The organism is Paenibacillus sp. FSL P2-0121 (assembly GCF_037975345.1).
Taxonomy (GTDB): Bacteria; Bacillota; Bacilli; order Paenibacillales; family Paenibacillaceae; genus Paenibacillus_AQ; species Paenibacillus_AQ odorifer.
The window spans coordinates 3,152,213-3,177,272 of the sequence record NZ_CP150245.1 but is presented as its reverse complement, the minus strand read 5'-3'; the positions used below and the strand labels follow the sequence as shown (position 1 = coordinate 3,177,272).

The window sequence follows — 25,060 nt, the reverse complement described above, 5'->3', positions numbered from 1 at the left end:
TCTTTTTGGATTAACATCCCCTTTATAAGTCTTTTCGCTCGAAGCGAAGTAGACCTATAACAAAAGCTAACAGGGTATATCCTATCGCATAAAAAATAAACATATTTGACGGAACCGTATTAAAATCCAGCAATCCATTCATGCTGCCGAACAATCCCATCATTCCACTCATTTCATTAGCGCTGAACAGGACGGCGGTCATTTTCCGCTGTAAACCATCCACTGGCATAAGCAGTGCCATCATTCCTGACAGATTATTTAATGTGTCAAGGACATCGGGTTCTAATCTCAGCGATCCTCCGATCTTATCAATCATCCCACCTAACCAGCCAGCTCCATATAACATTGTCATAAAGACACCATTCCCCACTGCTGAGAAGAATCCAGAACCCAGCATAGAAATCGTAATTAGCAAAGGCACTACAGAGGAGAATAACAAAAATGATTTCAATAGGACTACGGCATCTCTAGGAACGGTGGCATGGATCTCAGTAATCCATAAAATAGAAATAAATAAAATCAGGGCATAACCGATCCCAAGCGTCACATATCCAAGCCAGCGACCTGTGTACCATTTCCACCGCGGCAGCGGTCTTGGCAGTAAAGCCTGCATAACCCCTTGTTCCGCTTCACCTGCAATAGCTGAGAAGGAACTGAAGATCGCCAAAAAGGCGAGTACAAACGCGCCAAAAAAGAATCCAAGTGATAATATAAAAGCACCATTTGTAAAATTAGCTAAGAGATGCTCGCCACTGCTAATATCTGTTCTGTTCGGTATTCCGCTTTGTCCGATCGTATTTGCCACAAACCAAAATCCTATAAGAAAGACAATGGTCATAAGCAATGTTAATACCATTACTCGTTTACGCAGCAATTCCTTCCAGGTCATTCCTATGATTATTCTCATTCGTGTTCACCTCTGTGACTTAGGCCGGATACAGCACTCATAAACCAGTCTTCCAGACGTTCTCGCTTCCGTGAGACTTCATATAAGGTCATGCCCTGTTCAATAATTAACGTGTTCAGCCAGCCTACTTGCTCCTCATTCTCCAATTCCGCTTCCAGCCAAACTGTGCTACTCTCCAATGTAGCTGGGAATGAAGCTCCTTTTTCAGATTGAGCTCCGATATCCGCTGAAACTTTGATCTGAAGTTCAGTACTATCCTGTAACCAAGACAACAAAATAGGCGTAAAACCGCCCACTTTAAAATGCCAGCTTGTTCGCTTATTTAAGATCTCAGATACTTTCCCATGCCGCAGTATAACTCCGTTATTCAGCAGTGCCATACGGTCGCAGATGAGTTCAACATCCTCCAGTAGATGAGAGTTAAGAAATATTGTAACTCCCTTCTCTTTTAGCCTCTGCAAAATATTCCGAACTTCCTGACGTCCAATCGGGTCTAGCGCCGATGAGGGCTCATCCAGAAAAACGATGGCCGGATTGTTTACAAGAGCGCAAGCAAGCCCTAATCTCTGCTGCATCCCTTTGGAATAATGTTTCACGCGATCCCGTCCACGGTTTCCAATTCCAACTTCCGCTAGAAGCTCTGGAATTCTTTTGTCGGCTACAGATCGATCTACACGGCACAGCTTGGCATGCAGTCTTACTACTTCTTCCCCCGTAAGCCATTCTTGATAGCGATATAATTCCGGTAAATATCCGATTTGGGACTTGGCTTCAAGTGAACCGATCTTATGACCAAATAGAGTAGCACTACCATTCGATGGACGAATGAGACCTACCAACATTTTGACAAAGGTACTTTTCCCCGCACCATTAGGGCCGAGGAAGCCAAAGGCTTCCCCTTTCCCAACAGTAATCGTTACATCACGGCAACCACGTCCGTTATCATATTCTTTGGTCAAAGACTTCGCTTCTATTGCAGCAGCCGTCATTATTCAATCAACTCCCCTAGCTTCTCTAAGAATACAGCTTTATCTGTATACACGCTTCCTCCGTTGAAATCAAACAGTTGTCCGTTCTGTACCCAAACAGCCGAGTACACAATCCCTTGACTATATTCATTCTGATTCAGTAGAACCGTAGTATCTTTAATCTTTATTTGATCGGTATTCAAGCCTTTTACCAGTGGCAGAGGAATTTCACCCGATAAAATGCGGCTCTGCTTTAAGCTGGATTTCAGATAATCTGGCAGCAATGGAAAATCGATTATAGCTTCCAAAGCTTCATCAACCTTTATAGTTGGATCTACCGTAATTAAAGGAGTCTTCGTCTGTGTAAGATTAGCCCATTTATCATTATTAATCGAAAGATCATAATTCACGATCTCCGAAAGATCTAATTTAATTTCTTTCCCATCTATGGCTTCTGGAAGAAGCTGTTTTGCACCCAATCTTTTCATTGCTTTATTAACTGCTTCAATATTAAGCTTCAAGGTTATTTCTTGTGAATTGGTTATATATGCGCTCTTCACATTCTCGAGCAAAGTTCCGCTTGGAAGTGTAAAACCTAGAGTCTCTTCCACCTGATTTAGCGGAATAATCCCTTTATTTGAACCAAAGGAACTTGTAAACACACCAAATTTGTTCATAGCTTCATTCATGGATTGACTTTCATTTACCTGATAAAAAATATCCCGGATATCATTTTCATTCACAACTGTAACTTCTTCCATCCGAAATTGATTCAGCAGCGATGCCATAGCCGTATTTCCTACTGGAGTTCCAAGTATAACCGCAAAGATCGCGGCACCTGCCACTGCTACTCCCCATTTGCGCCGACGATTCATGCGAGGACGCTTGGATGGGCGATTAGCTGTTGGATTGTCATCCGTAGATTGAGGCTGGTCTATATGTGGATCTGTTTTGTCATCATCTTTCATAACATCCACAGACAACTGCTGACTCCACACAGACCATTTGGGACTTGCAGGCTCAGACGCTAACTTGTTTTGCAATTTGGCCCAGGCTTCATCTGTATGTTGTTTATTATGATCTTGATTTAGCGGTTGTTTAGTCATTAGTAATCCCTCCTAAATAATTTGGAGCTTCGCTTATCTCGTTTTATTATTCCGTCTGAGACAGTGATTTTGCTGCATTTTGTCTTAACCTCTGGGTCGCACGGTGCAGTAATGTCCCTACTACGGGAGGTCTTAGACCAAGCTCGCCTGCTATTTCCGCATAACTGTAACCAGAGTATCTAAGCAGAAGCGCTTGTCTATCCCTGTCAGGCAGCTCGTTCAACCATTCATGAACATCCTCCTGATCCAGCTTACTGATTAAGACTTCCTCTCCTGAAGGAGGTGATTCCCTCACTTCGTATAACTGTTCTTGTTTATTTTGCAGCCGCCGTTCCCTTGCTTTTTTGTCCAGATAATCATATCCAATACGAGTAAGGACTCTATGAAGCCAGGCACCCAGCGCTGCTGGATCATCTGGGGGGTTACGATACAATCTCAGAAAAACTTCTTGTGCCAAATCATCTGCTGCCGACTCATCACGAACCAAAGCGGTCAGCTTACGTCTGACAATAGGATAATGTTCATAGAATATTGCTTTAAAAATTTCAGATTCCGGAATTTCCATCTTGTAAATCCTCCTTATCAGCTGCAGCTATAAGTAAGACGACTATCAATGTATTTTTGTATCAAGATTACGTAAAAAAAGACAGCCCCTAAATTAATAAGGAAACTGTCTTCTAGTGTTTACCTAATTCGAATGTAACGATTAAGAATCTTTTTAGATAAAATACTCCGTTCCAGCCTAAGCTCCCAGAGCTGCTCTTTCCACTGAAACTGTTGCTCTGAATGTTCATTCTCCCGTAACTTCTCAAACAGCTTCATGATCATTATGTTAATGGCATCAAACCTTGACCAAAGTTCTATTACACTTTCTTCTTGTATCTGAGGACTTTCCGCTGCTGCACTAAGATTCTTTAAGCGCTCAATGATGTCAGCCTGCCACTGCCCATCTTTAATCGCCTTGGCGTAATTTAAAAGATCCAAATAATCATCGACTGACATGTGTACCGACTCCTTTGCTTACTTATACCAAGTATTATACTAGGCATTATCTATAAAGCAACCCTTTATCTCTGGACACAGCAAAAAAACAGGACTGGTATGAGAACCAGCCCTGTTTAATGATTTCAACATGATCAATTTAGTTATAAAAGCTTTTGAATATCATCTTTAATTTGCTCTGATTTTGGACCAAATACGATCTGCACAGCCCCTTGACCCAGTCTCATAACACCGGAAGCTCCGAGCTGTTTCAATGCGGAATCTTTAACGGCTTTTTCGTCATTAACAATCAGACGAAGGCGTGTGATACATGCATCGATATTGCGGATGTTCGATGGACCGCCGATGTTCTCAAGAATTTGAGCAGCTTTAGAAGACGATGAAGGCGTTCCATTACCTCCAGGTGGTGCTAACAGACTTTCTTCATCATCATCTTCACGTCCAGGTGTTTTTAGCTTGAACAATGAGATAATAAAGCGGAATAGTACATAATACAAGACGAAGAATCCAAGACCCACAGGAATAAGTATCCATGCATTAGTAGACAGTTTCAGGTTTACAAGATAATCGATCAAACCTGCGGAGAAACCAAAACCAAGCTTAACATCTAAAATGTACATCAAGGCCATGGAGAATCCTGTTAATAAAGCATGAACTCCGTACAAGAGTGGTGCTACGAACATAAAGGAGAACTCAAGTGGTTCAGTGATCCCTGTTAAGAAAGAAGCAATGGCAGAACCGATGAAGATGGAAGCAACCATTTTACGTTTTTCCGGTTTAGCTGTATGAATAAATGCAAGTGCTGCCCCTGGAAGCGCAAACATCATAATTGGGAAGAATCCAGTCATAAACATCCCAGCAGTTTTATCTCCAGCGAAGAAGCGGTACAAGTCACCATGCACCAGTTCACCAGCTGCATTCGTAAAATCACCAATTTGGAACCAAGCAATCGTATTAAGCACGTGGTGAAGACCGAACGGAATCAGCAAGCGGTTAGCTGTACCGAAGATGAATGCTCCAACAGCCCCCAGTGACACAACCCAGTTCCCGAAGTCACTAATAACATCTTGTATCGGACTCCAGATCATACCCACAAATACAGCAAGAACCATCATAGAAGCTGCCGTAATGATTGGGACAAAACGTTTACCTGCAAAAAATCCGAGCCAATCAGGCATTTTTATATTGTGATATCTCTTGTATAAGAACGCTGCCCAAGCACCGGCAAAAATACCACCAAGCACACCCATGTTCAATACAACATCATCATTGATGAAAGAGAATTGAAGCGGTACGATAAGCAGAATCTTAGTCAGTACCATGTAAGAAATTACTGCTGACAAAGCTGCTACGGCGTCACCGGCAAATCCAATGGCAACCCCTACCGCGAAGATTAAGGCTAGGTTACCGAAGATCGCATTCGCTCCGGCGTTTAGAAATGGAGCAAAGTATTGATTCAGAAATCCACCAATGGTCGCTCCTAGCGGAATATCTTTTTCGTAGTTAAGCAAACCAAACCCTTGAAGAATAGCTGCCGCCGGCATGGTTGCAACAGGAAGCATTAACGACTTACCTAGTTTTTGTAGAAAAGCCAACATTTAAAATCATCCTTTCGGTTCAATAGTAGTAGTGCTCTATAAACCATTTACTTTGAAGCCACGGTAAGAATCAGATCCTGTCCTGCTGTAACCTGACCATAATGTCCGCTTACTTGAGGTGGATTCTCCTCTGTACTGGTCACGATTACAGGCGAAATTGTGTCACAACCTGCCGCGCGAATTACGTCCAGATCAAATTCGATTAGGGTTTGACCTGCTTTTACTTGATCTCCAGAGGTTATATGACTGACAAAACCGTTGCCCTTGAGGCTGACAGTATCGATTCCGATATGTAATAGCAATTGCATACCGGAGGAATGTTCCAGAATGACTGCATGACTCGATTTCACGATATGAGCAACCCTACCGTCAAAAGGCGCTTTCAAAATTCCTTCAGATGGTTTTATTGCAATTCCGTTACCCATATGACCGCCAGCAAAGGTTTCATCCGGAACCTGTGCTAGTGGAACTGACTCCCCGCTGATTGGTGCCATGATTTCGATGGTATGTTCAGTATGTTTCTCTTCTTTTTTTGATTTCCATTTGGAAAACATATGCTCCACTCCTCTTAAGATGTTAATTTGATTTCACTAAGGTCTGAAATAACCGGTGCAAATGCATGGCTAGAAAACATAGTTCTTCTTCCGGAATTTCGACCTCAAGCGATCTTTGCATTACTTTACCGAGCTTTTTAGCCAGCTTGTATTCCTCTTTGTATTCTTTCTTAATATGTTTCACAAAGGGATTATCTATTAGTGATCCTTTTAAAATACGTTCCAGCGAAAAACGCAAGTGGATCATTAATCGGATATGATTCATACTGCCGTGCTCAAAAGTTATCTTTCGTTCTTGCTGAATCATGTCTAGAAGCTCATTGACAATATTAGAGGCCTTGACTAACTGACCAACCGATACATTATTGACGGCTGAATACACATGATAAGTAAGAAATCCAATCTCATCTTCGGGGATTTGCACTTGAAATTCAGCATTGATTTTCTCCGATGCCTTGTAAGCGATCTCAAATTCCTTCGGAAATGACATTTTGGTTTCTTGCAAAAACGGATTAATAATATCCATCCCGTTGCGCAGACGGTAGATGGTGAACTGTATGTGGCTCGGGAGTGCCAGATAAATCTTGTCGTTTAACTTGTCAGGAAATTGACTTTGGATATCTGCAATTATCTCATCAGTTATTTTCATTACCTTAGGATCTATATCTTCCAGCAAAACTTGATATTGGCTCCAGGCTTCGCGATCTTCTAGACGAAACAATTTTTCAATCCGAGCATCATTTCCTTCGATCACACCAGAACCCTTCACTGCAAATCCAATACCTTTGCCAATGATGACATATTCCTTCCCGTTTTTGCTTCCCTGAACCATTACAACGTTATTCCCAATTACACGCTGTACTTGAAATTGCTCGATCTCTCGCGACAAGCTCATCACTCCTCTCCCTAATTATCGTCAAATTGGAACAAAAAAAGCCAAGAATTGTCTAATGGAAATAAAGACAATTCTTGGCTCATGCCCTTAACGGTAACACGCCACTAAAATATAAATGATCATTTATGAACATATCATAATTCATGAACTGCTAACTCGTCAATGGTAAATTTAGAAATGTCAAGCGGAGCTCCCATTATCCCAAACAGCGCCTTATAAAAACTCTTCCACGCGAGGAAGCTTATCTTTAAGCTGGCGGACGTTAGTTTCAAGCCTCAGAATAACCTCTTCCAATTCTTTTGGATCAATGCCTCGGGAAACAGGAACCTGGATAACCTCTGTTTTTGTTTCTGCCTTTAATTCCCGCATTTCCAGCTGCTGCTCTTGCCATTTATCCATCAGATCAGCTATCGTCGCATAGAAACGTTCGTAATCTTTGATTACGCTGTCCAGAAATGTATCTACTTCCTCCGCATCGTAGCCACGCAGCTTCATGCTGAATTCTTTTTCATGTATGGTTAGAGCGTCTAATGTGATGCCAAGTTGACTGAACAGCTTCCGCTGTTTGTCTAACCGGCGTTTCATATGTTCATCCATCTTTTGCTACCTCCAAGTATATACTGCAATCATCCGGCAGTAACCATTATAACAGGGTGAGAGCATCCTGAAAATATTACTATAGTTGCAGTTCTAATAGTTGTCCACAACAGCTTTATTCAAAATGCCTAAGCAGCGGTCAAGATCCGTCTTTACCTGCTTTTTATATAATTTTGCTTTTTCTTCACCATCTGAGGTGAAATGGTAAAGTACGATTTCTTGAAAATCCACTTTAGGGTCATTGCCTTTCAGCTGCTTGGTACGATATAAAATCCCTTGCTGCACCAGCTCATGCAGGGCGCGATAGATTTCACTCTGTGGAGGGGAATAACCATGGGCTTTGAAATCCCGACGTAAATCCTCCAGCATTTGATATCCGTAACCGCGGTGTTGTTCTACCATTGTTATAAGATACACTTTGATAAACGCTCGTTGAGCAATCATAAACGCCATATAAACCCTCCTCATGTTGTAAATGTTGTTGGCTAATCTTTCCTTCTATTACTCTAGTATAAGCACTATTTTCCAACTTTCACAACCTGAAATTTGGTAGAGGGTTCACTTATTACGTTGTTTATAGAGATTTGGTGGGATACAGGATGATTTATATGGATGTGAGTAGGGAGAGTTTAGTTTTTTGTGGTTTTCTATTGTGAATTTTTCATATGATGAAATCACGGAATAAACGGTTGTAAATCGTTGATTTCGTAGAATGATCCTCGAAGAATTAGATCCACAGCTTCGGCACGATACAAACTCCATCTGAACCCGCATGCTTCGGCACACCCTCCCATTCTTTGTTTAATTTGATTCGTTTGGTTTGTTTGGTTTGATCCGTTTGGATTGATCAGTTTAGTTTGATCAGTTGCTTGTTCGAGCTACTATCGGACCCAGTTGACCCTATTCGCTGCTTTTTCCCACTTTTGGTGTGCTATCGGACCTCATGGGCGCTATTGGCATAAAAAGTAACATATATACAGCGATTCTTGTGGAATAGCTGCACTGGTGTCCGATACTACTCTCAAATAGCTAAATATTTGCAAATAGCGTCTTCTGGGTCCGAAAGTTTCTGCGTGAAATAAACTCTATTTAGATCCACAGGTTTCTGCACGAAATAAACTCTATCTGAGCCCACATACTTCTGCGCAAACCAAACTCCATCTGGATCAATATACTTCAGCACGATACAAACTCCATCTGAACCCGCATGCTTCTGCACGATACAAACTACATCTGAATCCACATGCTTCTGCATGATCCTCCTCCTATTCTTTGCTTAGTTTGTTCAATTTTGCTCGTTCGAGCTACTATCGGACCCCATTGACTCTATTCGCTGCTTTTCCCCACTTTTGGTGTGTTATCGGACCCCATGGACGCTATTGGCATAAAAAGTAACATATATAGAGCGATTCTTGGGGAATAGCTGCACTGGAGTCCGAAACTACTCTGAAAAAGCTTAATATTTGCAAATAGCGTCTTCTGGGTCCGAAATTTTCTGCGCGAAATAAACTCTATTTAGATCGGCAAGTTTCTATGCAAACCAAACTCTATCTAGATCCACAAACTTCTGCACAAAATAAACTCCATCTGAATCCACATGCTTCTGCATGATCCTCCTCCCATTCTTTGTTTAGTTTGTTCAAGTTTGCTCGTTCGAGCTACTATCGGACCCCATTGACTCTATTCGCTGCTTTTTCCCACTTTTGGTGTGCTATCGGACCTCATGGGCGCTATTGGCATAAAAAGTAACATATATACAGCTATTCTTGTGGAATAGCTGCACTGGTGTCCGATACTACTCTCAAATAGCAAAATATTTGCAAATAGCGTCTTTTGAGTCCGAAAGCTTCAGCGCGAACCAAACTCTATCTGGATCGGCAAGTTTCTGCGCGAAATAAACTCTATCTGAGGCCACATACTTCTGCGCAAACCAAACTCCATCTGGATCAATATACTTCAGCACGATACAAACTCCATCTGGACCCACATGCTTCAGCACGCTCCCCTCCCATTCTTTGTTTAGTTTGTTCAAGTTTGCTCGTTCGAGCTACTATCGGACCCCATTGACTCTATTCGCTGCTTTTCCCCACTTTTGGTGTGTTATCGGACCCCATGGACGCTATTGGCATAAAAAGTAACATATATACAGCTATTCTTGGGGAATAGCTGCACTAGAGTCCGATACTACTCTGAAAAAGCGAAAAATATGCAAATAACGTCTTCTGGGTCCGCAAGCTTCAATAGAACATCAATTCGAAAAGCAAAACGCAAAAAAGCGATCCTCCAGTTATTGAAGAATCGCTTTTTAGGTAACTAATAAGTTCCACTTTGCCAAGTTCATTTTCTAAACATCCTTTTCAGCTATAATCCCTGCGCCACTCCGCTTTCCAAGTAACCTCTCCTAAGCACTATTTCATAGCGTTTTTCTCCACAAATTCATTCTTCGTCAATCCAAACAACAGTAAGTCTAAATACTGTCCATTTGTATAAATAACTTTACGGCGCACGCCTTCTTGAACACAACCCACTTTTCTAAGCATAGCTGCTGAGGGTTCGTTACCTTCGAGCGTACATTCGTTAAACTTGTTGAGTCTAAGCTCCAAAAAAGCACACTTCAACAGGATGTTGATAGCTCTTGTCCCATACCCCTTACCTCGATGGTCTCTATCCACTTGCACGCCTATACTGAACGTACCATTTTTCTCGTCTATGCTATTAAGATTTACTCCACCCACATATTCACCATTCAGATTTTCGATCGTAAACATCAGTCGCTGTGATGAGAATTCTGCAAATGTGAACAGATCTTAGTCTTATTTTCTCATCCTGCCAAAAATAATGACTGTAATCTATCTCTCTCATCTTATACCTCCGAGTTAATAATTTAGAGATTATGATAACACATCTACAGGATTATATTGGTATAGTATTTTTAAAATCAACTTTACGGTTAAAAAGCATAGTATTATATATTCATAAAATGCGAATCCCAAAATCATCTGAAATAGAGGTATATTCTATGAATGAATATCAATTGATTAGCGATTATAAACACATCGATAAATATAAGCTTAGCTTCAATTCTTTAGCCCAATCAATCTTTGGTATTGATTTTAAACCTTGGTATGAACAAGGGGGCTGGAATGACAAATATATTTGTTATTCCTTTATCGATGAAGATCATGTCATTGCGAATGCATCTATTAATAAAATGACTATTCTCATCAACAAAAAAGAATACAACGCCATCCAAATTGGGACGGTGATGACACATCCTGATTATCGCATGCAAGGTTTATCCCGAAAATTAATAGACCACATTATCGCTAAGTACGAACATGAATACGACTTCCTCTACTTATTTGCTAATGAGCGCGCTTTGGATTTTTATCCTAAATTCGGGTTTGAACGCATGCAAGAAAGCAGCTTTTCACTTAATGTTGCTCATCTTAGCAATCAGCCAACTACAACCTACTCTGTGCGGCCTTTATCTATAGGTAACCCCGTTGATTTTAGCATGATCAAAAATTTTGCAGTCAAAAGAACACCGGTATCCTCCGCGCTAAGTGTGATAAATAATGAACATCAGCTGCTGTTTTATTTTATTCTTCCTTTTCACGATTCCTTTTATTATATTGAAGAGGCTGACGTTATTGTGATCTTTAAACATGAGGATCATCAGCTTCATATTTTTGATATTATTAGTACAACAAGTTTTGATATCAACACAGTATTGAAAAGCATTATTTCTCCGGATACTGAAGTTATACATTTTTATTTCACACCAGATTATCCAATCGATCAAGTTAAGGCAGAATTAATTTCCAAGAGTGAAGATACCTTATTTATACGTCCGTTATTAAAAGAACTCCCTCAACATTTCATGTTTCCTATTACCTCTCATGCCTAGTTAACAAAAAAAAGGCTGCCATCTGGCAGCCTTTCTTAATCGTGCATAGGGATATACATACTCTGTATCTCTTGTACTCCAGGAACAAATCCTAAATTTAAATAAACAGACTCCGCATCATTACCTTCCATGACATATAATCTTAGGATCGGATACTTATCTTTCAGGAGATTAAGTCCTCTTTTCAACATCCTTGTAGCAATCCCTTTTCCTCTGTAAGCAGGTATTACACCAATACTGTAAACTGCTGCGTAATCATCTTGTAAACCCAAAAGACAATTCGCAATTAGCTGTCCTGATTTCTTATCATACACAAGCGTTGACGCTGTCAGTAATTCTTCATTTGTGTAATTAGGTTCTTCACTTGGGATAAAATCTTCATAAGCGAATTTTTTTCTCCTTGTTGCCTCAAGACTTCCATCGAAGCTCGCAAAGTTACATTCGGCAATCTGCTCTTCAAGAATAAATCGTTTAGCGTCCATTCCATTATCTTCGATCTGAGGACTTTCAATCCTTAACTCTTTGTTCCATTCGACCTCAAAATAATCTGTAGGACGGTGCATCCAACGGCATCTGAACTCATCAGGCCAAAACCCCGCCCGCGCAAATAATTGAACCTGGTCTGGCAGAACCTCGAAGGTTTTTATAGGTTTTGTTCTATCTGACCAATAAATCAAAAGCTTTTTTAGTAGCTTCAGCACCACAAATGTATCATTATAAGGTGGAATAACAAATAAATGATATATCCGGTTAGGTGACATCCTTACCCCACCTATTTTAGACTCGCCTTTATAAATCCAAAAAGCGTTTCTTTGGGCAGAATTGAACCTTTCTTCTTTAAAAAAACCATTATATTGCATATTATAATAAATGGAACAATACAGTCCCCACTCTTCTGAGTCTGCCTTACGAATAGAATAATCATTATTTAAGTCATATGAAATCTCGTATTCAGACCATGCCATTAATTGCATTTACATTTCCTCCTCGCTAGTCCTATCACCTTCTGTATTCCATAGTATCACTTCTTAAAGTAAATGTTTGGTAATAAACTGTTATATTAATCTTTTGCCGATTTAAAGCAAATGCTTTTCTTTTATCTTAGAAACGGCTTTACCTGGTTTTTAACCTCTAACTTTTGATAAGCTTGACGGACCATCAGCATACGCGCGAGTGTGATTTGTTCGTATTCCCGGGCAACATTAGGTTTATCATTTGTACTAATATGCCTTTTCGTTAGCCATTCATCACCGCTACTTAACGGTCCTTGCGAGAACTGAATTCGAATATATGCAGCTTCCAGCAATCTTTCCCTGCCAGGAGAATGATATTGCTTAAGTTCCGCAATAGCTGTCTGCAAAACCTCCGCTGCATCTTCCACATGACCCATTGCTTTTAACATTTTAGCTTGCAAAATAACCCCTGGCACCCACACGCTCACATGCCTCGTGGAATTACACATAACAAGCGCTTTGTCCAGTTGGACATTTGCATCTTTAAGATGATTCCGTTCATAGAAAAGATCCGCCAAAAATACAAAACCATGTCCTTGTAACGTTTACTATAGATGCAAATTTCTCTATGCCTTCCCTGTTTTGGTCCAATAGCTCAACGAACGTATCCACGTCCCCCTGATAAAATGCAACCGAAGCACGATACAGATCCAACCGCATTTGAATTACGGCTTGCTCTTTTTCCGGAATAATAAATTCCTCTTCCATGAAAAGTTCAACCTTTGTAAGAAGCGTTTGGCATCATCTGATCGTCCAGCGACAGCCATCGAACCCGCTTGAAAATAAAATAAATCAGGGTGCACAATCATATTTTTGATCGGCAACTTATCTAGTAAATCTAGCAATGTAGATTCATCGCCATCTTTGATAATTGAATTGAAAGGCCTATCCATACATGATGCAGAAAACGTATAATCCTCTGCCTCAAAAGCATGCTGGATAGCTTCCAAGACCAGCCCTTCCTGAAAAAGAGCGGAAGGCAAGAATTAAACCCGCTGCCCATCCTTCTGTTTTTTTCCAAGCAAAAATAACTCATCTTGTGAAAGCTGCTCGCTCAAGGATTGAGATTGTAGCTCATCAATTTCGTCAAATGTAAATCTCAGATCATCGTTACTTAATTCTAGTAGTTCCTGTTGTGCTCTTAGGCGGGATAAGGCGAGTGGCGGGAGGGTTCTACTCAATATTACAAGCTTCACATTAGCCGGAAGATGTCCGATGAAAAAGCCCATACTTTCATGAATCGATTGATTCGTAATCGCATGATATTCATCCATTATAAGTGTAATAGAGCCTGGAAGAGAATGCAGATCGTTTAATAAAAGAGGAATCGCAGTTTCTACTGAACCGTCACGAATAGACTGGATAAACAAATCCAAGCGATTTAAAAAGGGGCGAAAGATTCTCTCAATTGCAGCATGCAAATTTAACCAGAACCGTACAAGATGGTTATCTGCAAGTTCCAGTGACAACCATGCAACCTCATCGGAATGAGTGCGAGCCCATTCAGCTGCAAGTGTCGTTTTTCCGAATCCAGCTGAGGCGGCAATAAGCGTCACTTTGGCACGATTTTCATCCATGAGTTTAGACATTAATCTTATGCGCTGATCATAATAAGGAGCCTGTTTTAACCATCTATTAAGTAGTAACATAACATTCTAGCTTTCTGACATCCAATCTCAAAAAAAAGACCGCCAATTGGCAGCCTTTTCTCTAATATATTCTCGAGCATAACCAAAAAGCTGAACCCACTGCGATAATGCCTGCCATAGATACAAATAGGACATACCCTTTCTTTGTTCTAGTAACGGTGTGTTTATCATAAAACTCTGGTTTTCGAACGATTCCAAACCATAGATCAGCAATTAAATTCACGACTACTAAAGAAAAATTCTTTAATTTACTCATGTTATCTCTCCTTGTACATGTTTGGATTCATCTCTAACCTTTCAAGCTCTGAGCAAAACCTGACCTCCATGAAGGGTATGATGGACTCCATCCGTAATCCATTCGAGCTTTTGTATTGGACGCTCCCCGTTCCCAGCCTTCTCTGCCCATTTGCAAAGGAGGTCTAGGAGCTCCCAAGATTTCAGAAAAAACAGGCACCCAATCTATTCCTCGCGCAGGTTCATTGTCCACAATATTAACTGGACCAGAAGGCCAGTTCAGAGCAAGCGCCGCCGCGTTAGCTGCATCCTCCACGTGAAGGAATGACGTAACCGCTTCTGTTGCAGTCAGTCTCCCTTGTCGAATTTCTTCTGTCATTAATCCCGCAGTATCATACCAAGTCCCTTGGCCGTACAACATTCCGTACCGCAAAATCACATGATTAGGAATTTCTGCAACTGCCTTTTCAAGTGAGCGGATACCCTCAATGGTTCTCATCCGGGATTCAGAAGCATTAGTATCTAATGGAGTATTCTCCGTGGCAGGTCCCTCACCAGCTTCATAAGCCCAAGAGATACTTTGAGCAATAATCTGTTTAACCCCGTTTGTCAGTGAAGCATCGACAATATTTCGTGTTCCTTCTATTCTTATCCTTGAATTATCTGCAAAATTCCGCTGACTTAATGAAGTCAGCTGATGAATTACCACTTCAGGTTGGGCTGCTTGAATAGCCGCAAATATAGACTCACGCTCATACACATCCGCGATTACCGCTTGTGCCCCTAAGCTCTCAAGGATTGTTTTGTTTTCTTCTTTATGGGTCAGACCGATAACCTCATGCCCCGCTTGTAGTAACTTAGGAAGCAATGACCGTCCAATCACACCTGCAGCACCTGCAACAAAGATTCTCATCTATTCCCTCCTTTTCGCTGTGCTGTATCTTATGGCATAGCTAGAGACAAAGCATAATTTGAATGATTATCCATATGATACCACATATGCAAAAAAGACTACACCTCACAGTCTATTGCTAAGAGGTGCAGTCTTTGATTTGTTTCATTTTATAAAGTGTTTCATCCAAAAATAGCAGCTTGTCTTTTATAAAGATCTTCCAATACTAAGCAAGCCATTGCTTCAACAACCGGGACGATTCTCGGACAGATACATGGATCATGTCTGCCCTCCGTTTTAATCTCAACTTCTTCACCATTCGTGTTTATGGTCTGTTGAGTAACAGAAATCGAGGATGTAGGCTTTACACTTATTCGAAAAATAATCTCTTCTCCTGTGCTGATTCCACCTATAATCCCACCGGAATGGTTACTAAGAAATCCATCCTTATTCATCGCGTCATTATGTTCACTTCCAAGCATAGAGGCCGCTTCGAATCCAGCTCCAAACTCTATTCCTTTTACAGCACCAATAGATAACATCGCTTTAGCTAACTCTGCATCCAATTTATCAAATACGGGTTCTCCAAGACCCGGAATAACCCCTCTAATCCGACACTCCACGATACCTCCGCAGCTGTCTCCAATCGAAGCTAAGTGTTCAATTTTTTTAATCATTTCAGCTCCAGCCTTAGCATCACAGGCGCGGACTGCATTTTGTTCAATAACATCTTCATCAAAGGTTTGACACTTAATCCCTCCGACCTCTTGCGTGTAGGCTAGTACCTCAACCCCTCTTCTTTCGAGCAGTTTCCGAGCGATCGCTCCGCCAGCTACTCTTGCCGCTGTTTCCCTGCCAGATGCCCGCCCACTGCCTCTATGATCGCGAATTCCATATTTCTGCAAAAAAGTATAATCCGCATGGCCGGGTCTAAATGAATGCTGAATATCGTTATAGGCCTCCGGTTTCATATCTTTGTTGTACAGAACTACAAAGAGTGGAGTTCCGGTTGTTTTCCCTTCGAATATTCCTGATTGTATTTGCACCACATCATATTCCTTACGCGGTGAAGTTACAGAGGACTGGCCTGGTTTCCTTCTATCCATCTGTTTTTGAATATATGCTTCATCAATTTCAACATTAGGTGTAACTCCATCCACTATGACCCCAACCGCTGCACCATGTGACTCTCCAAAGGTAGTAATCTTAAATACTTCTCCAAATGTGTTACCTGCCATAATATTCAAACCTCCATTGCCGACTCTTTTATTATTTATATATCCAAATTATAATAAGATTGTTGCGATTAATGAAATCACATTTTCAACAGACTGTCATAGAGGTGATCTATATCAAATTCTTTAACCTTGAATGGTATCGTATTTTTTTATATACGGCTCGTTACAAAAATCTAACAAAGGCTGCAAATGAATTGCATATTACACAGCCATCCGTAAGTTATGCCATTAAACAAATGGAGGATTCTTTAGGCCTCAAATTATTTCATCGTTTATCTAAAGGTGTAGAGCTAACCGAGGAAGGACGGGCGTTATTGGAATATGTTGAGCCCTCTTTAGTCATGCTGGATTCTGCACAAAAGCATCTTCATAATCTAAAGCAATTAAACGAGGGAGAAGTTCGGATTGGAGCAAGTGATTCCCTTATAAAAAATCTTTTGCTGCCGCAATTGAACGCATTCCACAAACAATATCCCGGCATACGAATTCGGCTATCACACGGAAAAACGCATGAGATCACCAAACGTTTGAAAGAAGGCGAAATAGACTGTGCGCTCGTCCATATGCCTATTGACGATCCACAATTAAGTATTCAGACGCTTGCCACCCTTGAGGATTGTTTTGTAGTGGGACGAGCCTTTCAGGAACTGGCAAACCGTTCGCTTACGGCAAAAGAACTTGCAGAGTTACCTTTTATTTTATTATCCCCAGAAAGCAGCACCAGACTGTTTGTTGATCATTGGTTTGCTGGTAAGGGGTTGTCCGTTAAACCAGATATAGAGCTAGGCAGCATCGATTTACTCTCTGAATTTGCAAGACTTGGTTACGGGGTAGCCTTTATTAGCCGTTCTTTTGTAATTGAGGAGATTCAAAAAGGAGAACTTTTCGAGTTGCAATTAGATGATCCCCCTCCACCCCGGAATATAGGCTTCGCAATCCATCGCGATATGAGGTTATCCGTGGCAGCTGATTCTTTCATCCGCATGCTTCGTATCCTTGATTAAGATCGTGCAAGGTAGCAGCATATAAGGACACTGCGGAACGAGGCATGTGCTTAGCAACCATAAGGGCGCTGCGGAACGGGGGGATTTCTTAGCAGCAAACCGTGGACGTATGCTCAGTAGGATAAGGACACAGAGTCCGGATGCGCTTACGTAGCAATAGAAGGACACAGTGGAACGATGCATGTATGTAATAGTAAAAGGACTCTAGGGAACGGTGCATGTACGTAACAGCATAAGGACAATGCGAAACGATGCACCTCTAGCATAAGGACACAGTGATCAGGTACGCATACGTAGCAGTACAAAAACAGCACGTGCGTTGCAGCATAAGGACACTCCGAAACGATCAAGTACGTAGTAGCAAAGGACACAGCGGACCTTAAACGCAATATTATCCGATATTTGGAGCCCTATCGGACCCCATTGCAGCTATTGTCAAAAAAAACAGCAAATATGAGCCTCATTCTATAGAATAGCGTCCATGGAGTCCGAAATCCTGCTGCAAAGACCAAAAATTAGCCAATAGCGTCATCTGGGTCCGTACCCCTCAGAAGAGGATGAGCAAAGGGTGATTACGGGAGGCGCGATGGACTAAAAATACAAAGGAGCGATTCTCCATTAATCGGAGAATCGCTCCTTGTAACCTTTTACCGCTTTTAAAGCAGGTTATTATAATGTTTATATTTTATCGCGGTTGTAGACTTCAGCCGTCCGATCCGCTCTGTTAGCCATCGAATTTCCTAGTCTAGTGTCTTCGTTATAGACGCCTTCGTAACGCTGAGTATTCAGTGAGCGGTTGCCGCGGAACACATCATGTGCTTGATAGCCGCGTCCATTATCATCGACTAGTACAAGGATTTTGCCACTTTCCACATAACCTTCGTACTCTTTAGCCTCATCCTCAGGAATACCGAGTCCGATCAAGCCGCCGACTAATCCACCTGCGCCTGCACCAACTGCTGCACCTGTAAGTGTTGCAACTATAGGCCCTGCCGCCAGGATCGGTCCAATCCCCGGAATCGCCAATGCTCCTATCCCTGCCAATAGTCCGGCAACGCCGCCAACTACACCACCTGTAGCAGCGCCTGTTGCTACTCCTTCTGGAGCTTTTGTGCCTGTATCCTCTGAGATGTTTCTAAGCTCATCACGATCACGTGTGATTACTGATATTTCATCATTATTAAATCCTTGATTGTGAAGTCCTTCAATTGCTCTGGTTGCTTCTTGTTCTGTGTCGAAAATACCTACGATTTTTTTAGTCACTTGAAGCCCTCCTTAGTAATTGTCTTCGCTAGTAATTACCCTTTAAACGGGAGACCAAACATCTAAGGAAAAATTTCAAGAGCATATGTAACCATAAATTATTTTACAGGACGTGTACGATTAGTCGGAATAGCCTGTAATGGGTCATCTGGCCAATAGTGCTTCGGGTACCGTCCTTTCAGATCTTTTTTGACCTCAAAATAGGTCCCCCGCCAAAAACTTGCTAGATCAGAGGTTACCTGCACAGGTCGTCTAGCTGGTGACAAAAGATGCAGCAATACTGGCACTTTTCCCCCTCCAATTCGAGGTGTGTCCAGCTGTCCAAACATCTCTTGCAATCTTACTGCCAATACCGGGGCAGCAGGATTAGTATAATCTACAGGCACACGCGAGCCACTGGGAACAGATATATGTGTAGGTGCCTCCTTTTCCAGCATCTGCCGCTGATTCCAGTCTAACATCCCCTCAAGCGCTCGCGCTAACGGTACACGCTGAAGGTCGCGGAGGTTCCTCATACCTTGCAGATATGGCAAAAGCCATTCATCCAACGTAGCAATTAAAGCAACATCTGATACATCCGGCCAATCTGAACGTAAGGTATGCATAAACATCAAACGTTCGCGAAGCTGTATGGTTCCCTTCTCCCACGGTAGGATTTCAATGCCATCTGTAGCAATGACACTTAATAGTACATTTGCCATTTCTTCCGCGGAGGGTCTTTCATGTGAAGTTTCTTTTAAGACCAACGCGCCGAGCATTGTGCGACGACGTTTCTTCACACTTCCACTTTCTTTATCCCAATACACATCCGCTTCCTCGGTGATGCGGTCTGCATGATAGGAAAGCAGTTGTCCTTCTTCTATCTCAGCTGCCAGCATAATTGCGCCCTGTGTAGCGCGATCATCGATCGAAGCAGCTACGATATAAGATGACCGGGCCAGCGGTTGCCCTTCCCGCATGGCCGCCCCCCGACCGGAGAAGAGCAGAAACGCGCCATCGCCGCGTTTCTGCCCGATCCGGTCGGGATAGGCGAACGACAGAAGCAGCCCGCAGCGGCTGATGTCGTTCACGTTCTCGCCCGGCGCGGCTTGCAGCTGCGCCAGGAAATGGCGGCTCTCGCGCAGCACAGCGCGCAGAGCCGTCGGGTCCGCTCCGCCGCTATCAGCGGAGCGCTCGAACCGGAGCAGCGCCTCAACGCGGAGCGTGAGGTCGCAATCTAGGGCCGCGGGACCCTTGAAAAAGTCCCGCTCTTGCAGCAGCGCCGTCAGCCGGCAGGCGAGCGGTGCTGTGCCAAGCTCTGCCGCGCGCAGCAGCATATGCGCGGCTCGCGGGTGCGCGCCAAGCGCGGCCATGCTGTGGCCGTGCGGCGTAATAGCGCCGCCGGCGTCCAGCGCGCCGAGCTGGCGCAGCAGCGCGGTGCCCTGCGCATAAGGCGCAGCGGGCGGCGCGTCAAGCCAAGATAGCGCGGCAGGATCGCGCACGCCCCACAGCGCCAGCTCCAAAGCGAGCTGCGCAAGGTCCGTCTGCATAATCTCCGGCACATTGTCATCCGGAAGTCGATTATGCTCCTCCTGACTCCACAGCCTGTAGCACACGCCAGGGGCTGTTCGTCCGGCACGTCCCCGCCGTTGATCCGCGGAGGCTTTCGATACCGGGACTGTCGTCAGACTTGGCATTCCTGTGCGTGGTGAGAATACCTGTGTACGGCGCTGCCCTGTGTCAATTACCGTTCGCACGCCTTCAATCGTTAGACTTGTCTCAGCGATAGAAGTCGCGAGCACTACTTTTCGTTCACCTTGAACCGATGCAGCCACGGCTGCATCTTGGATATTTTGTGGCAGCTGGCCATATAAAGGGCGAATTACCGTCTGCTCTGCCAAGCTTCCATTTTCCAACTCACTTTGAGTTCTGCGTATTTCTCTTTCCCCCGGTAAAAAGACGAGAATATCTCCGGGTTGTTCAGCAAGCGCACGTCTCACAGCAGCTGCAGCAGTTTTTTCCAGTGGAAGATTCCCAGTAGTTGGCACATAGATTGTTTCTACAGGATAGGTTCTGCCCGGACAATTTACTACGGGCGCATCCCCTAGTAAAGCAGACACCCGCTCACTGTCCAAGGTAGCTGACATGATAAGAATCCTTAGATCCTCCCGCAGCACAGCCTGTGCTTCCAGTGTAAGGGCAAGTCCCAAATCCGCATGAAGACTGCGCTCATGGAACTCATCAAAAATAACTAAACCCACATCACCCAAAGAAGGATCGCTTTGCAGCATTCTCGTTAATACTCCTTCAGTGACTACAACAATCCGCGTATTTTTGCCTACTTTAGTGTCATTCCGCATCCGATAACCTACCGTCTGTCCAACACTTTCTCCAAGGCAGGATGCCATGTAAGTGGCGGCAGATCTAGCAGCAAGCCTTCTAGGCTCTAACATTAAAATGCTTTTACCCGCCATCCAAGGCTCGTCCAAAAACGCCGGAGGCGTTCCTGTTGTTTTGCCTGCACCCGGTTCAGCGATAAGTACTGCTGCCTGCGCAGTGTTAAGTATGTTTTTCAGGTCAGGAAGCACCTGTATAATCGGAAGCTGTTTCATTCTATCTCTCCATCGTCTATAATCATATGTTATAATTTTCCTTGAAGTTATCTTAGATCATCCTCATCATGTGTGAAAAAACCTTAAAGATCAAGACTTACCAATCATACCCTCTATAATATTAATAAGGAGACTTACTATGATATTCGTAACAAAAGCTACAATTTCAGATTTACCCATGCTCACCAAAATAGACAGCAAGATCATTGGCAATGAAAGCCGCAAATCGAAGATTGAAAAATATATCAAGCATGAGCAGTGTTACGTAGCATCACATAATGGAACGTTTGTAGGATTTGCTTGCTGCGATACCACCTTTTTCGAATGTTGTTTTATTCAGCTGGTCATTGTGGATCCTGAGTTCAGACGCCTAGGCATAGCCAAAACACTCCTTAGCTACATCGAGGAACAATGCCCAACCCCCAAGCTTTTCACCTCCACCAATGAATCCAATACGATCATGCAGCAACTATGTCTTTCTCAAGGGTTTGTTAAAAGCGGAGTCATTGAGAATTTAGATGATGGCGATCCGGAATGGGTATATTTTAAACAAATTAGATGAGTATACATGTTTAGTTACACATAACAAGCAAAAAGGCAGCTCTTCTGTCTAAAACGACCAAGAGATGCCTTTTTATTTTACACTATTTATTCTGATGTCCAAATGACTGTAGGCATTTAGGCAGTAACGTAACCAGCGTTATTCCTCTTCCTTTATCATCTGTTCGTGTATTTGAGCACTGTATTGCATAAAAGCAGGGTTACTATCCAAGCCGCGTTCACGCAATAACTCCTGTAGACGCAGTCTTTTCATAGACAGTTTTGACCGCAAAGCCTTGCCCTCACTGGTTTCTGCACTTCCGCTATTATGACAAGCCGCTAGCAATCCTTCCAACGTAACACATTCAGCTCGCAGAGAGATTTCCTCAGGCACCAGTCCGGAGTTCTTCATGATTTTAAAAGACATCCGCAATTCTTCCGGCACACCCGATAAATCCTCGAGCTCCAGCGGCTTGCCATGCCCAGGTAAATCTCGAAATTCCCCGTTACGCATAGACTCCTGAATCCGCTGCTCAGCTAACCAAGACATCATCCCCATATACGCAGCCTCCTTCACCAATGCCACACTATTAACTACCCTGCCTAAGCAAAAGTAGATTTTACGGAATTGCGTTCATTTTAGCATAAAAGACTTAGGATTTGCATCAAGGTGCCGGAATGCTTTCTCAGATCTTTCCTATTCTGTTAACTATAGGGATGGCGAGCTATTTACTCAAATGCCCCTTGCCCTCGTCGCACAGTTGAATAGCTCAGACTCTGTAACTATCGTACACAAAGTATATTCTAAGCCCATAACCGCAACGTCAGCATACACTGGCTACCGTGAAACGTTTGGACCCAGGAGCTCTTGCTTGTATACTACATCCTTCATTACACATTCATTACATCTTCGTCGCCATAGATCGTTCGGACCCAGCAGCCCTTATTTCACTAATTTAGTCCTTTTCGCTGTACTATCGGACTCAGTTGCACCTATTCACTCAAACACACCCTACTTTTGTTCAAAAACGCGGTAATAAGCGCTATGCGGTCCGATACTTCTAATAAACACACTAAAAACGCCAAATAGCTGCAATACAGTCCGCAACGCCGATGCATCTTCGCTACCATGTAACGTTCGGACTCAGATGACCTTATTTTATTAATTCAGGCTTATTCTCTCTGCTATCGGACACAGTTGCAGCTATTCACTCAAACACACCTTACTTTTGTTCAAAACCATGCCAATAAGCGCTATGTAGTCCAATACGTTCAATAAACACACCAAATACGCCAAATAGCTGCAATACAGTCCGCAACGCCGATGCATCCTCGCTACCATGTAACGTTCGGACTCAGATGATCTTATTTCACAAATTCAGGCTTATTCCCTCTGCTATCGGACTCAGTTGCAGCTATTCGCTCAAACACACCTTACTTTTGTTCAAAATCGCAGCGATAAGAGCTATGCGGTCCGATACTTCTAATAATCAAATCAAAAACTCCAAATAGCTGCAATACAGTCCGCAACACCGATGCATTAGCACACACTCGCCACCGTGAAACGTTCGGACTCAGATGATCTTATTTCACAAATTCAGGCTTATTCCCTCTGCTATCGGGCTCAGTTGCACCTATTCGCTCAAACACGCCCTACTTTTGTTCAAAATCGCGGCAATAAGCGCTATGCGGTCCGATATGTTCAAAATACAAACCAAAAACACCAAATAGCTGCAATACAGTCCGATCCATTAGCGAATCCAGGCCTCCGCAAACCGATCGGAACCAGTAGCTCTTGCTCATATACTACATCCTTTGTACCTTCATTACCTCTTCGTCGCCATAGATCGTTCGGACCCAGCAGCCCTTATTTCACTAATTTAGTCCATTTCGCTGTACTATCGGACTCAGTTGCAGCTATTCGCTCAAACACACCCTACTTTTGTTCAAAATCGCATCAATAAGCGCTATGCGGTCCGATACTTCTAATAAACACACCAAAAACACCAAATAGCTGCAATACAGTCCGATCCATTAGCGAATCCAGGCCTCCGCAAACCGATCGAAACCAGTAGCTCTTGCTCACATACTACATCCTTAGCACCTTCATTACATCTTCGTCGCCATAGATCGTTCGGACCCAGCAGCCCTTATTTCACTAATTTCGTCCTTTTTACTCTGCTATCGGACACAGTTGCAGCTATTCGCTCAAACACACCCTACTTTTGTTCAAAATCGCAGCGATAAGAGCTATGCAGTCCGATAGTTCTAATAAACACACGAAAAACGCCAAATAGCTGCAATACAGTCCGATCCATTAGCGAATCCATGCCTCCGCAAATCGATTGGACCCAGTAGCTCTTGCTCATATACTACATCCTTTGTACCTTCATTACATCTTCGTCGCCATAGATCGTTCGGACCCAGCAGCCCTTATTTCACTAATTTAGTCCATTTCGCTGTACTATCGGGCTCAGTTGCACCTATTCGCTCAAATACGCCCTACTTTTATTCAAAATCGCAGCAATAAGCGCTATGCGGTCCCATACTTCTAACAAACACACCAAAAACTCCAAATAGCTGCAATACAGTCCGCAACGCCGATGCATCCTCGCTACCATGTAACGTTCGGACTCAGATGACCTTAATTCACAAATTCAGGCTTATTCCCTCTGCTATCGGACACAGTTGCACCTATTCGCTCAAATACGCCCTACTTTTGTTCAAAATCGCGGCAATAAGCGCTATGCGGTCCGATACTTCTAATAAACACACCAAAAACGCCAAATAGCTGCAATACAGTCCGCAACGCCGATGCATCCTCGCCACCGTAGATGCTACTGTTTACTTCCACCATTCATCATTCACTTATCCCTCTCTTCACTCCCTTTTCACCGTCATGCACACTTATCTCCTACATCACTCCCTTTTCCCCGCCAACACTAACTCCGCGCCGTACGTAAATCGAGCTCGTGGACTTGCCTATGACCTTATTTCTCCCGCTATTTTATTACCCTCTATACCCTATAAGTTACGCTTCAGCCACACAGCCGGATCGTGCAATTAACACAGGCGATTGCTATACTCTTTCTAATGAGC

The 25,060-nt window shown here is 43.0% G+C and carries 28 protein-coding genes and 1 pseudogene; 3 read left to right on the top strand and 26 right to left on the bottom strand.

The features are described 5' to 3' along the window. Positions 1 to 22 precede the first annotated feature (22 nt). The 13 genes from MKY54_RS14070 to MKY54_RS14010 all read right to left on the bottom strand — a co-directional run bounded on the left by MKY54_RS14070 (position 23) and on the right by MKY54_RS14010 (position 10,395). Entirely contained in the window at positions 23 to 907 is an 885-nt protein-coding gene (locus MKY54_RS14070) for an ABC transporter permease subunit (RefSeq protein ID WP_076183784.1), read from the bottom strand. Next, positions 904 to 1,896 carry an ABC transporter ATP-binding protein gene (locus MKY54_RS14065; RefSeq protein ID WP_076126163.1) on the bottom strand — a complete coding sequence of 331 codons (993 nt, stop codon included), beginning with the start codon at positions 1,894 to 1,896 and terminating at the stop codon, positions 904 to 906. Before MKY54_RS14065 ends, MKY54_RS14070 begins: the two co-directional genes overlap by 4 nt. After that, positions 1,896 to 2,981 carry a DUF4179 domain-containing protein gene (locus MKY54_RS14060; RefSeq protein WP_076301890.1) on the bottom strand — a complete coding sequence of 362 codons (1,086 nt, stop codon included), beginning with the start codon at positions 2,979 to 2,981 and terminating at the stop codon, positions 1,896 to 1,898. The genes MKY54_RS14065 and MKY54_RS14060 overlap by 1 nt, the downstream gene beginning before the upstream one ends. Positions 2,982 to 3,027: 46 nt before the next feature. Then, on the bottom strand, positions 3,028 to 3,546 hold the full coding sequence (locus MKY54_RS14055; protein ID WP_076301889.1) for a sigma-70 family RNA polymerase sigma factor: 519 nt from the start codon (positions 3,544 to 3,546) through the stop codon (positions 3,028 to 3,030). Positions 3,547 to 3,665: 119 nt separating this feature from the next. Next, positions 3,666 to 3,983, bottom strand: coding sequence for a hypothetical protein (locus MKY54_RS14050; RefSeq protein ID WP_036686678.1), 318 nt, complete (start codon positions 3,981 to 3,983; stop codon positions 3,666 to 3,668). Between the two features lie 143 nt (positions 3,984 to 4,126). Further along, positions 4,127 to 5,581 (bottom strand): N-acetylglucosamine-specific PTS transporter subunit IIBC, encoded by a 1,455-nt coding sequence (gene nagE / locus MKY54_RS14045; protein ID WP_036686675.1) that lies wholly within the window; start codon positions 5,579 to 5,581, stop codon positions 4,127 to 4,129. A 47-nt stretch (positions 5,582 to 5,628) separates the two neighbouring features. Next, complete coding sequence (locus MKY54_RS14040) at positions 5,629 to 6,135, bottom strand: PTS glucose transporter subunit IIA (RefSeq protein ID WP_076126158.1); 507 nt, start codon at positions 6,133 to 6,135, stop codon at positions 5,629 to 5,631. A 22-nt stretch (positions 6,136 to 6,157) separates the two neighbouring features. Continuing rightward, positions 6,158 to 7,030: a PRD domain-containing protein gene (locus tag MKY54_RS14035; RefSeq protein WP_076126156.1), complete on the bottom strand. Its 873-nt coding sequence runs from the start codon at positions 7,028 to 7,030 to the stop codon at positions 6,158 to 6,160. A 213-nt stretch (positions 7,031 to 7,243) separates the two neighbouring features. After that, complete coding sequence (locus MKY54_RS14030) at positions 7,244 to 7,627, bottom strand: DivIVA domain-containing protein (RefSeq protein ID WP_036686669.1); 384 nt, start codon at positions 7,625 to 7,627, stop codon at positions 7,244 to 7,246. 93 nt (positions 7,628 to 7,720) lie between these two features. After that, entirely contained in the window at positions 7,721 to 8,080 is a 360-nt protein-coding gene (locus MKY54_RS14025) for a helix-turn-helix transcriptional regulator (RefSeq protein ID WP_036686667.1), read from the bottom strand. A 568-nt stretch (positions 8,081 to 8,648) separates the two neighbouring features. Next, on the bottom strand, positions 8,649 to 8,882 hold the full coding sequence (locus MKY54_RS14020; RefSeq protein WP_339190833.1) for a hypothetical protein: 234 nt from the start codon (positions 8,880 to 8,882) through the stop codon (positions 8,649 to 8,651). A 546-nt stretch (positions 8,883 to 9,428) separates the two neighbouring features. Continuing rightward, positions 9,429 to 9,626: a hypothetical protein gene (locus MKY54_RS14015; RefSeq protein ID WP_339190830.1), complete on the bottom strand. Its 198-nt coding sequence runs from the start codon at positions 9,624 to 9,626 to the stop codon at positions 9,429 to 9,431. A gap of 409 nt (positions 9,627 to 10,035) precedes the next feature. After that, positions 10,036 to 10,395, bottom strand: coding sequence for a GNAT family protein (locus MKY54_RS14010; protein WP_248548169.1), 360 nt, complete (start codon positions 10,393 to 10,395; stop codon positions 10,036 to 10,038). A gap of 251 nt (positions 10,396 to 10,646) precedes the next feature. On the opposite strand from MKY54_RS14010, the gene MKY54_RS14005 reads away from it, so the two are divergent. Then, complete coding sequence (locus tag MKY54_RS14005; RefSeq protein WP_076301886.1) at positions 10,647 to 11,537, top strand: GNAT family N-acetyltransferase; 891 nt, start codon at positions 10,647 to 10,649, stop codon at positions 11,535 to 11,537. Positions 11,538 to 11,572: 35 nt separating this feature from the next. Here the strand turns inward: MKY54_RS14005 and MKY54_RS14000 are convergent, their stop codons facing one another. The 7 genes and pseudogenes from MKY54_RS14000 to aroC all read right to left on the bottom strand — a co-directional run bounded on the left by MKY54_RS14000 (position 11,573) and on the right by aroC (position 16,563). Further along, entirely contained in the window at positions 11,573 to 12,511 is a 939-nt protein-coding gene (locus MKY54_RS14000) for a GNAT family N-acetyltransferase (protein ID WP_076301885.1), read from the bottom strand. A gap of 122 nt (positions 12,512 to 12,633) precedes the next feature. Next, a pseudogene (locus MKY54_RS13995) lies at positions 12,634 to 13,071 on the bottom strand (hypothetical protein); the annotation flags it as partial. 144 nt (positions 13,072 to 13,215) lie between these two features. Beyond that, the gene (locus MKY54_RS13990; protein WP_076218034.1) at positions 13,216 to 13,500 is read right to left on the bottom strand and encodes a hypothetical protein; all 285 of its coding nucleotides are present in this window, start codon (positions 13,498 to 13,500) and stop codon (positions 13,216 to 13,218) included. Between the two features lie 36 nt (positions 13,501 to 13,536). Beyond that, complete coding sequence (locus MKY54_RS13985; protein ID WP_339190825.1) at positions 13,537 to 14,127, bottom strand: hypothetical protein; 591 nt, start codon at positions 14,125 to 14,127, stop codon at positions 13,537 to 13,539. A 133-nt stretch (positions 14,128 to 14,260) separates the two neighbouring features. Then, positions 14,261 to 14,455, bottom strand: coding sequence for a hypothetical protein (locus MKY54_RS13980; RefSeq protein ID WP_076126143.1), 195 nt, complete (start codon positions 14,453 to 14,455; stop codon positions 14,261 to 14,263). A gap of 33 nt (positions 14,456 to 14,488) precedes the next feature. Then, positions 14,489 to 15,346, bottom strand: a complete 858-nt coding sequence (locus tag MKY54_RS13975; protein ID WP_076280747.1) for an NAD(P)-dependent oxidoreductase — start codon at positions 15,344 to 15,346, stop codon at positions 14,489 to 14,491. 161 nt (positions 15,347 to 15,507) lie between these two features. Beyond that, entirely contained in the window at positions 15,508 to 16,563 is a 1,056-nt protein-coding gene (gene aroC, locus MKY54_RS13970; RefSeq protein WP_076126139.1) for a chorismate synthase, read from the bottom strand. A gap of 71 nt (positions 16,564 to 16,634) precedes the next feature. Between aroC and MKY54_RS13965 the strand changes: the two genes are divergently transcribed. Further along, positions 16,635 to 17,567 carry a LysR family transcriptional regulator gene (locus MKY54_RS13965; protein ID WP_076308077.1) on the top strand — a complete coding sequence of 311 codons (933 nt, stop codon included), beginning with the start codon at positions 16,635 to 16,637 and terminating at the stop codon, positions 17,565 to 17,567. A 678-nt stretch (positions 17,568 to 18,245) separates the two neighbouring features. Here MKY54_RS13965 and MKY54_RS13960 read toward each other — a convergent pair. Both MKY54_RS13960 and hrpB read right to left on the bottom strand, forming a co-directional pair. Then, the gene (locus MKY54_RS13960; RefSeq protein ID WP_076126136.1) at positions 18,246 to 18,830 is read right to left on the bottom strand and encodes a general stress protein; all 585 of its coding nucleotides are present in this window, start codon (positions 18,828 to 18,830) and stop codon (positions 18,246 to 18,248) included. 98 nt (positions 18,831 to 18,928) lie between these two features. Next, positions 18,929 to 21,421, bottom strand: a complete 2,493-nt coding sequence (gene hrpB, locus MKY54_RS13955; RefSeq protein WP_339190822.1) for an ATP-dependent helicase HrpB — start codon at positions 21,419 to 21,421, stop codon at positions 18,929 to 18,931. 139 nt (positions 21,422 to 21,560) lie between these two features. Here hrpB and MKY54_RS13950 point away from each other — a divergent pair, with 139 nt between their 5' ends. Further along, positions 21,561 to 21,983: a GNAT family N-acetyltransferase gene (locus tag MKY54_RS13950; protein ID WP_076280750.1), complete on the top strand. Its 423-nt coding sequence runs from the start codon at positions 21,561 to 21,563 to the stop codon at positions 21,981 to 21,983. A gap of 138 nt (positions 21,984 to 22,121) precedes the next feature. Here the strand turns inward: MKY54_RS13950 and MKY54_RS13945 are convergent, their stop codons facing one another. The 4 genes from MKY54_RS13945 to MKY54_RS13930 form a co-directional block, all read right to left on the bottom strand. Then, on the bottom strand, positions 22,122 to 22,520 hold the full coding sequence (locus MKY54_RS13945) for a DnaJ family domain-containing protein (protein WP_076218040.1): 399 nt from the start codon (positions 22,518 to 22,520) through the stop codon (positions 22,122 to 22,124). Positions 22,521 to 23,614: 1,094 nt separating this feature from the next. Continuing rightward, on the bottom strand, positions 23,615 to 23,764 hold the full coding sequence (locus MKY54_RS13940; protein ID WP_175617296.1) for a hypothetical protein: 150 nt from the start codon (positions 23,762 to 23,764) through the stop codon (positions 23,615 to 23,617). Positions 23,765 to 24,180: 416 nt separating this feature from the next. Beyond that, positions 24,181 to 24,330: a hypothetical protein gene (locus tag MKY54_RS13935; RefSeq protein ID WP_179086249.1), complete on the bottom strand. Its 150-nt coding sequence runs from the start codon at positions 24,328 to 24,330 to the stop codon at positions 24,181 to 24,183. 344 nt (positions 24,331 to 24,674) lie between these two features. After that, a complete protein-coding gene (locus MKY54_RS13930) occupies positions 24,675 to 24,818 on the bottom strand; it encodes a hypothetical protein (RefSeq protein WP_339190818.1) in 144 nt (47 codons plus the stop codon). Positions 24,819 to 25,060: the final 242 nt, after the last annotated feature.